Below are 15,514 nucleotides of genomic sequence, written 5' to 3'. Positions count from 1 at the left end.
AAAAGAAAAAAGACCGCTGAGCGGCCCAGCGCTGCGCAGCCGTGGCGCGAAGCGCCAGACCCAGGAGCGAAGCGACGCAGGGCCGAGCAGACCTGCGAGCGGCGTAGCATAGCGGCGGCCGAGCTAGCCAAAGGCTAGCCGGCCGCGGGCCCCAAAACCATAAAAAAAGGCCCCTAGCCATAACGCTAGAGACCCTAAAGAAAATAAACAAAGGCTTATCGCATCAAGTACATTTTGCCAAAGCCCTGTTCTGTAAAGCTACTGGCCTTATTAAGGTAACGTTCATAAGGTTCGCCATCGGCAGTTTTGGCCAAAATGCGGTAAAGATAGACCCCATTAGCTAGGCGGTCGCCAAATTGGTCGGTACCATCCCAGGCAAATTCGGTTCTATTGACACCAATATGCAAGGGGCCGAGCTCATCCATACTAATTTCGCGGACAATCTTGCCCGTTACCGTCATGATTTGGATCTTGAGGTAAGAAGGCAATTCTCGGCCCGTGAGGGTAAAGACAAACTGCGTTTGCGTGGTAAAAGGATTGGGATAATTGAGGAAATCGGAAATCATGGGACGGTTGACCACCTCAAAATCAATACTGTAATCTAGCTCTCCAGAATTATTTCCGCTGCGGTCGGCAGCCGAAACAAAGAGCGTGTAGGTTCCATCAAACTCTAGATCGAGGTCCAGAACGAGCTGCGCCTTATTTTCGACTACTAAATTTTGGGCATCGGCGGGCAGAAACTCTAGGTTTTGGACCAAGGGACTGTTGAGCGTGAGTTGGGTTTCGCCATTGGGCAGGCTAGGGTGGCGCAGCGTAAGCTGGAAGTCCTCCACCTCATCTAGGCCCAACCATTTATTTTCATCAGACAAAGAAACCACCACCTGAGATTTGCCTGAAACGAGATCGCCATTCATGATGCGCACCCCATCAAAGGTCACATCTAGTAGCGGGTTGATGCGGTCTTGGCGCACAAAGAAATTGACCAGGGCCAAATTATTAAAGTGATATTGCTCGGCTTGATCATTATCGGGATTGATTTCGACCAACAATTGCTGGGGCCCCGATAGATTATCGGTAGAGACCGTAAGTAGGCCCGTGCGCAGGCTATCGCCGGCGGGCAAGGGGGCCAAGCGTTTATAATTGATCGTACTGCCATTTTCTAGCAGCTGATATTTGACCAAAATGCTATCCATATCTAGCGGGCTAATATTCTCCATTTGGACATTAAAGCCAAAAGGCTGCCCTTGGTCCACCGTATCATATTGAATAACACTAAAGCGTTCGGGTCGCAGAGCGGCCTCTGGCACCAAATCGGCCAAAATGCGCCAATAGGCGAGCTGGCCAGAGCTTCGGCTTAGTTCGTCCTCGGTTTTCCAGACCAACTCCAATTTGGGATACTGATTGGCATCAATACTATTCAGGCTAGTATTTTGGGCCACAATATTGGACAGGAGCAATTGGCGGCTTCCGTTGGCCTCAATGCCATAGAGGTCTACCCCTACTACATCATTACTATCGAGATTGGCGGGCTCCCAATGGAAAGAATACCAATTTTGGGCGGGCCCAATTTGGGTAGAGAGCAAACTGCCTTTATCCCAGTTGCCAGGCATCAGGCAAGAGAGGCCAATAATATCGTTTTGGCTGGCTCCTAGGGCTTCGCTTCGGTAGGGAAAACTTGCATTATTTTTCTGGTAGAAAAAGGCCCAAGGCAGGCCACCTACGGCAGCCGTCAGGCCAGGCAATTGTTGGGCGCCTTGGTTTTGCAACTCCCCAATTAGGCTAGCGGGCCAGTTATCGGCATTGGCATCATTCAAAGTATAGACTAATACATAATAGCCATCTGGAATAGAATCGGCCAAAAAGCGTTCTAGGTCTAGGGCTGCGCTAGTTTGCTGAGTTTCGAATAAAAAGACCGAGGCCGTTCGTCCAGCCCCATCACAGTTAACTGCCCCATATTGGCTTTGGCCGCCGCCTAGGGTCCAAATGGTCAAATCAGAAGAATCAATGACCTGTACATAAACCCCTCTATTATTGTGGCAGCGGCATTTATCAACCAAATTACCATTGAGGTAGGTAGCCAACTGCTCAGGATGCAAGGGAGAGGGCGTAAAACCATTGGCCAAGGTAATTTCTTGCAAAGAAGTAATGAACTCAAAATTTCTTTGGGGTTCCTCTAGCTCTAAGTTATTAAACTGGTTCCTTTTGAACTGGAAAAAATGCGATTGGTTCCAGCCAGAATAGCTAGCATCTATATAGATAAAGGAGCTAGTAACCCAGCTATAGCCAATTGTTGGATTAGTAGAATCGGGGCTCACTCGCCAATAATAAACCGTACTATCAGTATAGCTCATATTGGGCTGCCACTCTAAAAGTCCTCCGCCCTGACTGATACTTGTTTGCTGCATCAAAGGGCTATTAAAATAGGCGGTAGTATCTATTTGCAGGACATAAGTCTGGCGTTGCGCCATGGTATTCCCTGTAGAGGCCTTTAGGCGAATATTTTGCTGCGGCACGATGGCAAACTCCCTAGGATAAACGGGGAGAATGGCATCGGATAGAATTTGGACCGGATAGCGTAGGACCTGATTATTTTGTTCTGCGCTGGGTTGTGGTCGTTCATCAATTTCGCTATCTACATCTATAGTAATATCAAAAAAGTTAGTTCCTAAAGCTAGCTGGCCCTCTACGGGTACCGTTAGGCGCAGCTCCTTATGAAAATTTGGGGCAGAGATATGCTCTCGACTCACAAAAGCGCTACTACCATTGGGGTATTCTCTATTAATTTCAACCCAAAAAGAAGTATCAATGGCCATTCCTAGATTATAAACATCTACCACCAACTCAAAGTTGTCCATTTGTGTAGTTATAGTAGCTGGGCTACGATCAACCAAACTATTATCTACATAATAATCAGGTCGTTCAGAAATACTGAGTTGGATAGCGGGGTCGCCATGATAGAGCAAATAGTGGCTAACCATTTGGACCGTTGTAGAATAGAAAGTACCATTTTCTAGGGCTTCAATTGTTTTTTGGTTGATCTTAGCCGCACCTTGTCCATATTGGTTTTGGCTCGCCTGATAATAGTACTGACTAGCAAAAACATTGAGTGCAGAGAGCGAAACAGCCCCTACAGAGGCAAGAAAGACACTAGCTCCCGCATTTTCCTCAAAAATAAAAGACTCACTAATTCGGGCTCCGTCTTCAAAGACAGTTCCAGCATAACAACCCAAAGACATAAACATAGGATAGCGTCGAGCATTGCTATAATTTTCGGGCTGATCTAAATTAAAGTCAAAGCTATTGGGCGAAGCATGGCCAAAAAAAGTAATCAGACTCACACCATTGTTGATCAGAGAATCTAGGTAGGCTGACTGAGCGGCCTGAATGGGGTTGGTAGAAGTTTTGAAAAAAGAGGTAACATTTCCACCAAATTGACTAGCAGAAATAATCGTTTCCATATTGTTCAAATTCTGCTGAATAATATTCTGCTCCGAGCTATTTGCCCCCCCCCAAATGAATCACATTTTTGGTCCAGCCTCTGCCCGATAAATCAGAGGCCGCATTGAGGCGTTCGTTTTCATAATCTCGGACCTTATTGAGGTAAAGACTTACCTGATCGCCATCTACAGCAGCCAGGCGACCTACCGGAATGACAGGTACATCGCTACCAATAGGAGCCATCAGCAAATTATCTGAAGGGGGAAAACCAAAAGTAGGAATCAAATGATCATAAGTATGAAAATTCCTCACTTGAGTGTAGGTCCGCCCCTTTCCAATAAGAAAAACATATTGAGGGTTAGCCCAATTTTGCTTACAATAGCCTGCCAAATTACGTAAAGCTACAGGATGCTTGTTAATCCCATAACCAAACTGATCAAAAATATTATCCACCTCAATAATTACAGGGTTGTAGCCTGTAGTCGCTCGATAATCAGCATAAGCCCTAACAGGGTCTTCCCCTAAGCTATTTTGACGCAAGCTAGCATGCGTAACAATAATATAATCTGCATTGAGGTTGCTATAGTCTACAAAATTGGCCTCTTCCAAGCGGCCCATAGTTTGAATAGCGGTACTGCCTTCATTGATCAGCAGCAGCTTGCGGTCTACAGCCGAGGCGGGCAGATCAGTCAAGACCCGGCTCCCATCCCAAAAGCAGCGAATGCGCAAGCCGTTGGTCAAATCATAGAGGTAAATATTCTGACCACTCCCCCCATCAAAGTTGGTAATTTCTAAGTACTGCCGGCTATTACTAGCCGCCAACTCAAAGACAAAGTTATTGGCTCCATCAAAATCAAAGGTCCTAGGGTAGCTAATAGCTACATAACTGGCCGAAAGGTAGTCGCTGCTACTAGCCAAACCCCGAATCCGCATAATAGTAGTGGGCAAAAGATTGCTCAATGGCACTGAAAAACTATGCGTCCCTACACTGTCGCCAGCAAAAGTGGTATTAAAGCAGCTCTGCCCGCCCACTTGTACCTCAATATTGTGATTGACAGCCCCCGAAGCATAAAGACGAACTTCTCCTTGAGCAGCGGGGCCAGTAGTATATAGGTTAGAAATCCCCACTGCATGACTTTGGTCCAATAAGGGGTTGCCGCCCCAACCTTCGCCATACTCAAAAGTTGACTTCGTAAGCTCCTCAGTAGCAATATAATAATTCTTCCCTTTCTGCCAAGCCGTTGTAATGGGCCGAACGCTTTTGTACATAAAGTAATCCTCCTTAGCCGGCAAATTAGAGAGGTTGGCCGCCTGATCGGCATAGCGGCGCCCTTGGCCCGTATTGCTCCAGGTCAGAAAATAGGCCGAGGTATCAGTAATAACACTATAAGTGGGGTTAAAATGATGGTTGGGGTTGTTATACAGCTCCTTATCCAGTTCGCCCCGATGTTTTTCGCCATAAAACTGAATATACTGCAGTTGACCACCACTACTTTCTACCTGAATCGGCACTTCTTGGCCCATATGATAAATCGATAGGTTGCTTAGGGGCAAACTAGCCGTATTGATGCCTGCATTTTGCAAAGCCTGCGCACTAAGTCGGTAGAGGCCATCTTGGGCCACTTTCATTTTATAATAGGATTGGTTGTAATTGATCCATTCTGGACCAAAATTTCCGTCATGCATTTGGGCTTGCAAAGCGCCAACAGCAAAAAGTAGGAATAAGAAGTAGAGGTATCGCATAATCTTATTTTTCAAAGGTTAATATGGGGATTTTTTTGGGGCTTCCCCTTCCGCTGGGTTGAAACCCAAGGCAAAGCGGTATCGCTTTGCGAACTTATACAAAATGAGGGTTAACACCCTCATGAGTTATCGGGCGGGTCGGGCTGTGTCGTGGCTCGCTATTCGCTCGGCCCTGCGGGCTTTTCGCTGCGCTTCAAAGCCCTGGGTCTGGCCTACGGCCACCACTATCCATCCCTAAGCCAAGCTCGCTGCGCTCGCTTTTCTGGACCAATAGGGCGTCCTACAGGCGGCTTTAGCCGCCGCAGGCTTAGTTGCCTGTAGGGGGGCTGCGCAGCCGCCGACCAAAGCCCGCAGGGCTGCAGGGCCGAGCAGACCTGCGAGCCCCGAAAGGGAACGGCCGCCAAAGGCGGCAAGCCCCAAAAACAATTAAATCTCTTTTTGAATTGCTTGTTTAATATAATCGTAATCAATATCCAGTTTGATCGAGATAATATGAGAGCGCAGTCCGCCCGCGCTAGCGCTCAAATTGGCCAAGGCATAATCAATATAGAAACGAGAAATGCGGAAGCCCAGACCAAAATTGGGTTGGAGGGTCAGTTCTTTTTCGCCAGAAAAATTCTCAAATCGCTGAAAATTATTGAGGCCCATCCGCAAATAGGCAATGCGGTTGTAGTTGAGCTCTAGGCCCAGGGCGGGGTCAATGCTAAAAGGGCTAGCAGAAATTAGGGTATTGCGCTGCCCGTCCGTAGTCGCCACCATATCTAGCTCGGCCAAAAGGCCAATACTGCGGGCTTTTTTACCTTCGGGCGTAGGGAGGTTAAAAGTTTTTTTGTAGGCCGCCCCAAGGATAATTTGGGGTTTGGTAATTTCAAACGACTGGATAGGGATCTCGTTGCCCGTGAGGCCCAGCGTCTGTTTTTCCTCTTCGGTAAAGCTAAATTGCCAGGCATTAAAGGTGGTGGTAATATCTTTGATCTGCGCCCCAAAGGCCCAGTTTTTAGAGTATTGATATTGGGCTCCCAAATCTACGCCAAAGCCCCAAGAAGAGGCAAAAGGCCCCACTACTCTTCGGACCACTTTGGGGCTAGCCCCAACCGCCAATTTGCCAAACTTTTGGGCATAATTAAAAATAAAGGCATAATCAGCCGCCGAAAACTCGGTAACGTTATTGTAATTAATGCTGCCATCATCCTCATAGAGCGAAAGGGTGTTGGGGATTCCGTCAATACCAAAACGGATAAAAGAAAATCCCAGGTACTTATTTTGGCCTTTAATCGGCATACCAAAGCCAGCATAATCATATTTGCCGATGCCGCCAAACCATTCGGCATGCAATAAGCCAACTTGCAAATCCGTTTCTATACCCTGCAAACCTGCAGGGTTCCAAAAGCTGCTGCTTGCATCATCGACATGGGCCACCATAGCGCCGCCCATAGCTTGGGCGCGGGCGCCCAAGCCAATAGATAAAAATTCATTACTGTATTTTTGGGCCGTTAAAGTTGGGCCAAAGAAGCATAAAATAAAGACCCCAAAAATTAACCGTTGCATAATCATCGTTTTAGATTCAAAAAACTCCTGCATAGTAGCTTATTTTCGACAACTAATGGTTCAAAAAAACTTAGAACTACAAGCCCCTCTAATTTAAGACTTTTTTCTCCTTTTTTAGTCAAAAAAGGGTGATTTCAGTAACAAAGCAAAAAAGACTTAAGATAAACCCCCTAAAATGAAACCCTTTGCAGGAAAGTTCCGTAAATGGACAACTTGAAAGGCCCTCGGAAGCATCCCTTCTCTCTACTTCCCCGCTTTCTGGGCCAACACACTATAAATACGTAGCTATATAACTAGCTCAAAGACAACAATTTTATCACTCGCAAAACGATGGCTGATGACCGGAACTGCACTAAAACTTACGCTAGATTCTCACCCAAAAAACATAGCAGAAGTAGAACCCTATGTGAATCAGGTTTTGCAGCAATATGAGTTGGATGAGTTGCTTTTTGGCAATATTCTCATCACTTTAACGGAGGCTGTGAGCAATGCTATTTTGCATGGCAACCAAGCCAAGGCCCACAAAAAGGTCCATATTGCTAGCGCTATCCAGCAAAATTGCATTACCTTTACCGTAGAAGATGAGGGGCCTGGTTTTGACCCCGCACAATTGCCCGACCCCACCGCACCAGAAAATCTGATGACTCCTGGTGGACGAGGCGTTTTTTTGATGCAAAACCTCAGTGATCATGTAGACTTTAAGGAAGGAGGCCGCATGATTGAACTACAATTTAACTTGCACTAAGTTGATGATTGAATTTTACACGGAAGATATTGATTATAAGCTGCCGCAGGCTGAACAAATGGAAAGCTGGCTGCAAGCGATCGCAAAAAGAGAGGGTCTCGATATTGAGGCCCTTTCTTTTATTTTTTGCTCCGATGCCTATTTGCTGCCTATGAACCAAGAGTATTTGCAGCATGATACCCTGACTGATGTGATTACCTTTCAGTATCAGGAAGAGGGAGAGCCTGTGAGCGGAGACATTTTTATTTCGGTGGAGCGCTGCCGAGAAAATGCCGAAAAGTTTGAAGTTTCGGCCCAAAATGAAATCCATAGAGTGATGGCTCATGGATTATTGCACCTTTTGGGCTATAAAGACAAAAGCAAGGAAGAGGCGGAGCTCATGCGTCAGAAAGAGAATGAGTCCTTGGCTTTGCTTGCTCAATATGCCCAGTCCGATGCCTAAATTTATCCCTTTTCAAGCGCAAAACTTATCGGCAGAAGAGAGCCTAAAAAAAGCCCTTGAGCTAGAGGCTTTAATGGAAAAGCGCCGCTCGATTCGCTTATTTTCGGAGCGGCCAGTGGCCAAAGAATTGGTCCAAAGCTTGGTCCGAACGGCCAGCTCGGCCCCTTCGGGGGCGCATAAGCAACCATGGACCTTCTGCATTATTTCTGATCCTAAGATCAAGCAGCAGATTCGCCAAGCGGCCGAAAAGGAAGAATATGAAAGCTACAACAACCGAATGTCGGAGGAGTGGCTAGAAGCCCTAAAACCTTTTGGCACCAATTGGGAAAAGCCGTTTTTGGAGCGGGCGCCTTATCTCATCGTCATCTTTAAGAAGAGCTACGATATTTTGCCCGATGGCAGCCGCAGCAAAAACTACTATGTGAACGAATCGGTAGGTTTGGCGGCCGGTTTTCTGATTTCGGCCATTCATCAGGCGGGTTTGGTGACCTTGACGCATACGCCTAGTCCCATGAATTTTTTGCAAGAGATTTTACAGCGGCCCAAAAATGAAAAGCCTTTTTTGCTTTTGCCTATCGGCTATGCTGCAGCGGGCTGTGAAGTGCCTGACTTGCGCCGAAAATCATTGGATGAGGTCGCCTTATATTGGGAGGCGGATTAATTTATTTTATTTTTGGGGCTGCCCCTTCCGCTGGGTTGAAACCCAGCGCAAAGCGGTATCGCTTTGCGAACTTATGCAAAATGAGGGTTAACACCCTCATGAATTATCGGGCGGGTCGGGCTGTTCGTGGGCTCGCAGGTCTGCTCGGCCCTGCGTCGCTGCGCTCCTTGGTCTGGCCTTCGGCCACCCACTGCCATCCCTCAGCCGATACTTTCTTGGCTCAAGGGCCTCATCATAGACGCTTAGAAGAAATATAATTAATGGACAAATACGAACTTACGGCCAAACTTAGAGCGGCTGCCTTAGCAGAAGGTTTTGATAATTTGCGCATTGCCCAGGCCCGAGAACTGACCGAAGAGGGCCGTCGTTTAGAAGCTTGGTTAAATAAGGGCTATCAGGGCAAAATGCAATACTTAGAAAACCACTTTGAGAAGCGGATAGATCCTCGAAAGTTGGTAGATGGGGCCAAATCGGTAGTGAGTTTAAGCTTTAATTATTTTCCGGAAGAGCAGCAAGTAGAAGGAGCCCCCAAATTGGCTAAATACGCCTATGGCGAAGACTACCACTATGTTTTGAAGGCCAAGCTGCGTAATTTACTGGCCCTATTGGAGACTGAATTGGGTCGGCCCATTAATGGGCGGGCCTTTGTAGACTCTGCGCCGGTATTGGAGCGTGACTGGGCCAAGCATTCGGGATTGGGTTGGATCGGTAAAAACACCTTATTAATCAGTAAGCAGCGGGGATCATTCTTCTTTTTGGCCGAATTGATCATAGATGTAGACTTGGTCTATGATGGGCCAATCAAAGACTACTGTGGTCGTTGTCGGCGCTGCATAGATGCTTGTCCCACCCAAGCCATTTCTGAAAAAGGGTACATCATGGATGGCTCCAAATGCATCTCCTATTTTACGATTGAGTTGCGAGACGAGCTGCCAGCGGAATACAAAGGGCAATTTGCGGATTGGATGTTTGGCTGTGACATTTGCCAGGATGTTTGTCCATGGAATCGATTTTCTCGGCCTCATCAGGAGGAGGCCTTTAGGCCCAAAGAAAACCTATTAGAGATGCGGCGGGAAGACTGGATGGAATTGACGGAAGAAGTCTTTCGGAAAGTATTTAAGAAATCGGCGGTAAAGCGGAGCAAATACAAGGGCTTAATGCGCAACTTGGCCTTTTTGGAAGAAGCGTAATTTTTTGGACCTAGAGGAGCGAAGCGACGATTTAACTTCATGAGGGTGTTAACTCTCATTTATAAACCATTGCGCAGCAATATCATTCTGGCTGTAGGTTTCAACCTACAGGATCGGCCTAGCGATGCGAAAGGGGGCGGCGAAGCCGCAGACCAAGGGCAGAACGAAGTGATGCCCGCAGGGCCGAGCAGACCTGCGAGCCCTGACAACAAGGACTTTAGTCCGCAGTTCGACGACCAAAGGGAGTAACCGTAGCGCCGCAAGGCCGTAGGCCGCAGCGGAGGCCCCAAAACAGCTTACTATTGGCAAAAAAGGCCCACTAGCGAGCTAGCGGGCCTAGGGATCAGGGTAAAATCAGAAAAGGGAAAGGATTAGTTTACATCCCACCAGAGTTTAGTGTCTTGGTTGTCTGCACCACCCAACTTAGTTAGCCCATCGGCATAACTTTCGGCATTGAGGGTTTGTTCATCTAGAGGATACTTCATGCGAGTGGGGATAGCGGTACCATCGAGCGTGCCATCGGCGGGAGCTTGGAGGATACCAAAATCGAGGCGTCTCCATTCGGCCCAACCTTGTACGCCCTGCATATAGAGCGCGATCCATTTTTGGCGGCCGATGACCTGCTGCCAGCTTTCGCCATTGCCAGTAAGCGTATTATAATCTACCTCGGGCTGAGCGATATAATTGCTAATATCGGTAGCCGTTAGTGAGCCATCATTCCAGTAATTCATAGAAGCTTCGATCGCTGCATTATAGTGATCTTCGGCAGTACCAGAAACGCCCCAACCGCGAGCTGCGGCCTCGGCCATCATAAAGCGAACCTGTGCATAATCTAGGAAGATGCCGGGAGCATCATTAGCTAGAATATCTTGGCTACGTTGCGACACCTCGGCATCGGTAGTGAGGGCGGCATTAGACTCGGAAAGGCCATAGACCTCGCCGACAAAAGTACCTGTAGCGCTAGCGGGTTCATAATAGAAAGCGACGCGGGGATCATTTAGGCGGAGCAATTCGTCGACCATAGTATTAGAGGCGGCGAAATCGTTACGGGTACGATAATCCTCGGCTTGGGGGTTAATATTGGGGTCGCTAGCTTGGTAAGGGAAGAGAGCGTTATCGGCATTAGAGGTAAAGCTATTGGGAGCAGCGGCTTCAAAAGCGGCTTGAGCTTCTGCGCCACGGTTGGTATCGGCCATACGGAGCGCCACACGCATTTTGAGCGCATTGGCAAACTTCTTCCATTGGGTCATATTTCCGTTATAGATCACATCTCCTTGGACGCTATTATCGGCCTCATCGATAGCAGCGATAGCGGCATCTAGGGTAGCGAGCATACCTATATACACATCCTCTTGGCTATCATAGTTAGGCAAGGGGAACTCGGCACCTTTTAGGGCTTGAGAATAAGGGATGGGTCCCCAGCAGTCGGTCATATTTTGGAACAACCAAGTTTGGAGAATTTGGGCGATAGCGATTTGGTTTGCATTTTTACCAAAGCCGGCATAATCGGCGGCATCCTCTCCGGAGTTGAGGTCAATAATTTCCTGAAGATCTTGTAGGCTACGGGCGTAGAAAAGGCTCCAATAATCGTTGGTAATTCCTACGCGGAACTGATAGCGAGACTCGTTAGAATATTGGTTAGAGGCCCAATACTGAGCGAGTTGGTTACCGCGGCGGCTATTGAACCATTCGTCCCAGGTAAGGTCCATCATGGTTTTTTCTGCATTAGTGAGCAGAAAAGAAGTAGCGGTAGAAGAAGACTGATTGGGGTTGGTATTCAGCTCTTCAAACTGCTTATCGCAGCTAGTTATCGAGAGCGCTAGTCCAAGGCCCATAGCGGCCATCAAGCCATTTTTTCTTAGCCAATTTATAGTCATAATATGATAATTTAAATTTGCAAACTGTTTGGGGAGCCGAAGCTCCCCACAGATTTGGGAGAAATTTTTTAGGAGTTAAAGGCTTAGAACTTCACGTTCAAGTTAACTCCGATAGAGCGCTCGGTAGGTAGCTGACCACCTTCAAAACCTTGAACATTACCAGAGTTGATCGCTGCTTCGGGATCAACATTGGGAATATTTCTGTGTAGGATAGCGAGGTTACGACCAACTAGAGAGAGCGAAAGATCTCTGAAGCGGCTACCTTCAAATAATTTGTTAGAGAAGGTATAGCTAATACGTGCTTCACGGAACTTGATAAAGCTAGCATCATATACATCGGCGGCATTGATGATATAGCCTTGGTTGAGGAAGAAGTGAGACTGAGCGTCTAGAACAGTTGTATTTTCGGTTCCATCAGACTGGTAGTTACCGTCAGCGTCTAGAACATAATCGCCATTGGCATCGCGCAAAACGTTAGTTCCTTCTACAATAATTCCTTGGTTACGGATATTGTCGGTTACGCCATTAACATCGGTTTCGATTACCGTTTCCTCTAGCGTACCAGAGTACTTACCCCATTGGTTAGATAGAGAGAAGAGCTTACCACCTTTCTGGAAATCAAACAAAAGGAAAAGAGAAACGCCCTTATAGCTAAAGGTAGAAGAGAAACCACCAGTAAAGTCGGGAAGAACAGAGCCAAGTGGCTTCACATCAGAAACCATATAGACACCATCTTCAACGATTTTGTTACCATTGGCATCATAGACATAATCTGTACCCATGAGTGTACCATAAGGCTCACCAACGCGAGCGTCTAGGGCCACACCAAATAGAGAAGTTAGGCGGATATTATCGGTACCGGTAGCCAATTCGAGTACTTCGTTATTGTTTTTACCCAAGTTGAGGCTAAGGTCCCATTTGAAGTCCTTAGTTTTTACTGGAGTAGCATAAAGCATCAATTCGATACCGCGGTTAGCTACTTTACCGGCATTGATTGAGCGAGAAGTATAGCCCGTAGCGCCAGACTGAGATACATTAAAGATCTGGTCTTTAGTTACATTGCTATAGTAAGTGAAATCTACACCTAGACGATCTTTAAGGAAGCGAAGGTCAAGACCTGCTTCAAAGCCAGAAGTACGCTCGGGCTTAAGATCTTCATTGAGCAAAGAGTTGGGTACAGTAGCTGTACCGTTGCCATTAAAGTTGGCATTACTGATATAAGTATTTTGTAGGTTGTAAGGAGTAGTACCATTACCTACCACAGCATAACCTGCGCGGAACTTACCGAAAGAAAGGATTTCGTTAGCGGGAATAAGTTCAGAGAACACCAAACTTGCGCTAGCAGAATAATAGTTATAAGTATTTCTGTCTAGAGGAAGCGTAGAGTTAATATCTGTACGGTTGGTCAAATCGAGGTATACAAAATCTTTGTATCCTACAGTAGCTTGCTCAAAGATAGAGAAGATAGCCAACTCAGAAGTAGCGTCGGTGCTTGTTAGTTCAGAGGCAGAGTTGCTCAAGTTGTACAAGCCGGGGGTATTAAGACCACCTTGAGTAGAAGCATAGTTGCGTTCTGCGGTAGTGCGGCGGTAATTCATACCCAGCATTCCAGAAACAGAGAAATCACCGAAGCGATCCTTATAGTTACCGATAAGGTCGTAGTTATTTTCTTGGAAGAAGCGAACATCTTCAGAGTACATAGGTACGCGAACGCCACCTACAGCTACCCATTCTTCACGGCGGTCCGTGTAGAAATCGGTCATAGCGCGACCAGTTACAGAGAACTTGTCATTAAAAGTATAAGATAGGGCTACATTACCGAATACACGGTTACGGCTATCTTTTTGGCCATTTTCATAGCGCTCCCAGAAAGGGTTATCCCAGTACTTGGCGCTACCATCTAGCTCAGAGGTACGGTTCCAAGAGCGCATGCTTCCATCAGGATTCTGATAGTCGCGTAGGCGGTCCATATCCAATTGGCGCTGGAACCACTGATTAAACTGAGACATGACTGACTCGCCATATCCAGTAAGTGGACGGCCATTGGCCTTAGAGTTAACAATATTTACATTGGCAGAAGCGGTCAACTTATCGCTAAGGTTGAGGCTAGAGTTGAATGAGATATTGTTACGGTTGAGGCTAGAGTTTTCTTGTGTTCCTTTTTGCTGTGTGTTGGTAAAGCCTAGGCGGAAAGACCCTTTTTCGCTAGCACCACCCAAAGAAACGCTATTGGTCGCTGTAATTCCAGTGCGGAAGAAATCCTTTACGTTATCCGGATTGGCTTTCCACTCTCTAGTTTGGCCAAAGTTTTCAGTGTCCCACTCATCATAAGAGTCCCACTGACGAACTTGCTGACCATTATAGGCAGGGCCCCAGCTTCCATCATAAGCCATATCGGCTACTAGTTGGTTGGTATCAATTACGCTATTGGCAAAAGAAGAACCCGCCCCTCCACCATATTGGTTTTGGTAGCTAGGCAATACATATACATTATTAAACTGGATAGAAGAGTTGACCGATACACCAATAGGGGCATTCTTTACAGACATGTTCTTTCCCTTTTTGGTCGTAATGATAACTACACCATTGGCAGCACGGTTACCATAAAGTGCCGCAGCAGTAGGGCCCTTCAATACGTTGATGCTCTCAATGTCATCGGGGTTAAGATCCTGAATGGCATTACCGTAGTCATATCCACCAGCACCACGCTCTTGGTCGGCATCAGTGTGGTTGGCATTGTCCAAAGGTACTCCATCAACGACAAACAAAGGCTGGTTGTTTCCAGTAATAGAACCCGCACCACGAATCACAATGCGAGAAGATCCTCCCAAGTTAGATGAACCCGTAATCTGTACACCAGCTACTTTACCTTGCAAAGAGTTAACGACATTGACCTCACGAGCCTTGTTGAGATCATCTCCAGAAACCTCCTGGGTCGCATAACCCAAAGCTTTCTCTTCTCTAGATAGCCCCAAAGCAGTTACCACCACCTTATTGACTTCTACTCCCTCTACCAAAGTAACATTGATGGTCGTCTGACCCGCTACTTCAATGTCTTGAGTGGCATAGCCTACATAGCTATAAGACAAAACTTCATAGCCCTCAGGGACCGTGATCTGATAGTTTCCGTCAAAATCAGTAATGGCTCCAATAATCGGGGAGGAACCCTTGACTAAGACGTTAGCCCCAATAATAGGGTCGCCTGCCTCTGTAGTTACCGCCCCTGTCACCGTAGTTTGGGCATAGACGGTACTAATAGTCATCAGCAAGGCTAATGTAATTAGATTAAGGTACTTCATAGAAAACTTTTTTTGGTTAAACGTAATCCTTAACAACATAAAGCTAGCGGTTGTCTTTGACCCAACAAAACCATTTTAAGGTTTTTTTAAACCCAAGGCCAACATTAAACAACTATTTAGCTATGCTTTTGCAGATTTCACCCAACAAAACTAAAGCTTTACTTCTTTTTATTCAAATTTTATTAGGAATCAAAATCTAAAGCACCCAAATGCTAAGTATTTTTTAACAACTCTAAATAGGAAGCCTAACCAAATTAAATAACTATAAAGTACAAAAATGTAGAATATAATTCTAAACCAACATTAGATAATCTACTGTAAACGACGAGCCTAAACCCAAAAATAGCCCTTGCAAACAACAAGCAGCTATTCTACTAATATTCAAGATAGTATAAATAAATATTTGTAATTTATATCTATTCTATATTTTACATATCTCTTTTTTCTTCGCCAAAAACCAAAAAAAGGCCGTCCCGCAATTGCGGGACGGCCTTTAAGTTGAAAGCTTGGTTTCTCGACAAAATCCTGGAACAAGCCCAGAAATTTGAATCACATACATCAAAACAGCCCA

The 15,514-nt window shown here is 46.3% G+C and carries 9 protein-coding genes; 4 read left to right on the top strand and 5 right to left on the bottom strand.

Features of this window, described 5'->3' with window-relative positions; translation table 11 throughout:
• Positions 1-215: 215 nt before the first annotated feature.
• The 3 genes from OP864_RS08505 to OP864_RS08495 form a co-directional block, all read right to left on the bottom strand.
• Positions 216-3,458 carry a C25 family cysteine peptidase gene (locus tag OP864_RS08505; RefSeq protein ID WP_270100770.1) on the bottom strand — a complete coding sequence of 1,081 codons (3,243 nt, stop codon included), beginning with the start codon at positions 3,456-3,458 and terminating at the stop codon, positions 216-218.
• Positions 3,459-3,495: 37 nt separating this feature from the next.
• Positions 3,496-5,181, bottom strand: a complete 1,686-nt coding sequence (gene porU2 / locus OP864_RS08500) for a putative type IX secretion system sortase PorU2 (protein ID WP_270100769.1) — start codon at positions 5,179-5,181, stop codon at positions 3,496-3,498.
• Positions 5,182-5,607: 426 nt separating this feature from the next.
• Positions 5,608-6,729 (bottom strand): putative type IX sorting system protein PorV2, encoded by a 1,122-nt coding sequence (locus OP864_RS08495; RefSeq protein ID WP_270100768.1) that lies wholly within the window; start codon positions 6,727-6,729, stop codon positions 5,608-5,610.
• A 337-nt stretch (positions 6,730-7,066) separates the two neighbouring features.
• Here OP864_RS08495 and OP864_RS08490 point away from each other — a divergent pair, with 337 nt between their 5' ends.
• The 4 genes from OP864_RS08490 (at position 7,067) to queG (ending at position 9,767) form a co-directional block, all read left to right on the top strand.
• The gene (locus tag OP864_RS08490) at positions 7,067-7,474 is read left to right on the top strand and encodes an ATP-binding protein (protein WP_270100767.1); all 408 of its coding nucleotides are present in this window, start codon (positions 7,067-7,069) and stop codon (positions 7,472-7,474) included.
• 4 nt (positions 7,475-7,478) lie between these two features.
• Positions 7,479-7,916: an rRNA maturation RNase YbeY gene (gene ybeY / locus OP864_RS08485; protein ID WP_015692498.1), complete on the top strand. Its 438-nt coding sequence runs from the start codon at positions 7,479-7,481 to the stop codon at positions 7,914-7,916.
• Positions 7,909-8,577 carry a nitroreductase family protein gene (locus OP864_RS08480; RefSeq protein ID WP_270100766.1) on the top strand — a complete coding sequence of 223 codons (669 nt, stop codon included), beginning with the start codon at positions 7,909-7,911 and terminating at the stop codon, positions 8,575-8,577. Before ybeY ends, OP864_RS08480 begins: the two co-directional genes overlap by 8 nt.
• Before the next feature lie 260 nt (positions 8,578-8,837).
• Entirely contained in the window at positions 8,838-9,767 is a 930-nt protein-coding gene (gene queG / locus OP864_RS08475; RefSeq protein ID WP_270100765.1) for a tRNA epoxyqueuosine(34) reductase QueG, read from the top strand.
• Positions 9,768-10,138: 371 nt separating this feature from the next.
• On the opposite strand, the gene OP864_RS08470 is transcribed toward queG, so the two are convergent.
• Complete coding sequence (locus OP864_RS08470; protein WP_270100764.1) at positions 10,139-11,644, bottom strand: SusD/RagB family nutrient-binding outer membrane lipoprotein; 1,506 nt, start codon at positions 11,642-11,644, stop codon at positions 10,139-10,141.
• An 83-nt stretch (positions 11,645-11,727) separates the two neighbouring features.
• Entirely contained in the window at positions 11,728-14,943 is a 3,216-nt protein-coding gene (locus OP864_RS08465; RefSeq protein WP_270100763.1) for a SusC/RagA family TonB-linked outer membrane protein, read from the bottom strand.
• Positions 14,944-15,514 lie beyond the last annotated feature (571 nt).

This window comes from Saprospira grandis, from assembly GCF_027594745.1.
In the GTDB taxonomy this organism is placed as follows: Bacteria; Bacteroidota; Bacteroidia; order Chitinophagales; family Saprospiraceae; genus Saprospira; species Saprospira grandis.
The sequence above is the reverse complement of the archived record's forward strand: the minus strand, read 5'-3'. Positions and strand labels throughout refer to the sequence as shown.

Bases quoted from the DNA above. Each gene is read 5' to 3' on its own strand.
- OP864_RS08505 (WP_270100770.1), bottom strand. From the start codon at position 3,458: ATGGAAACGATTATTTCTGCTAGTCAATTTGGTGGAAATGTTACCTCT.
- porU2 (WP_270100769.1), bottom strand. From the start codon at position 5,181: ATGCGATACCTCTACTTCTTATTCCTACTTTTTGCTGTTGGCGCTTTG.
- OP864_RS08495 (WP_270100768.1), bottom strand. From the start codon at position 6,729: ATGCAACGGTTAATTTTTGGGGTCTTTATTTTATGCTTCTTTGGCCCA.
- OP864_RS08490 (WP_270100767.1), top strand. From the start codon at position 7,067: ATGACCGGAACTGCACTAAAACTTACGCTAGATTCTCACCCAAAAAAC.
- ybeY (WP_015692498.1), top strand. From the start codon at position 7,479: ATGATTGAATTTTACACGGAAGATATTGATTATAAGCTGCCGCAGGCT.
- OP864_RS08480 (WP_270100766.1), top strand. From the start codon at position 7,909: ATGCCTAAATTTATCCCTTTTCAAGCGCAAAACTTATCGGCAGAAGAG.
- queG (WP_270100765.1), top strand. From the start codon at position 8,838: ATGGACAAATACGAACTTACGGCCAAACTTAGAGCGGCTGCCTTAGCA.
- OP864_RS08470 (WP_270100764.1), bottom strand. From the start codon at position 11,644: ATGACTATAAATTGGCTAAGAAAAAATGGCTTGATGGCCGCTATGGGC.
- OP864_RS08465 (WP_270100763.1), bottom strand. From the start codon at position 14,943: ATGAAGTACCTTAATCTAATTACATTAGCCTTGCTGATGACTATTAGT.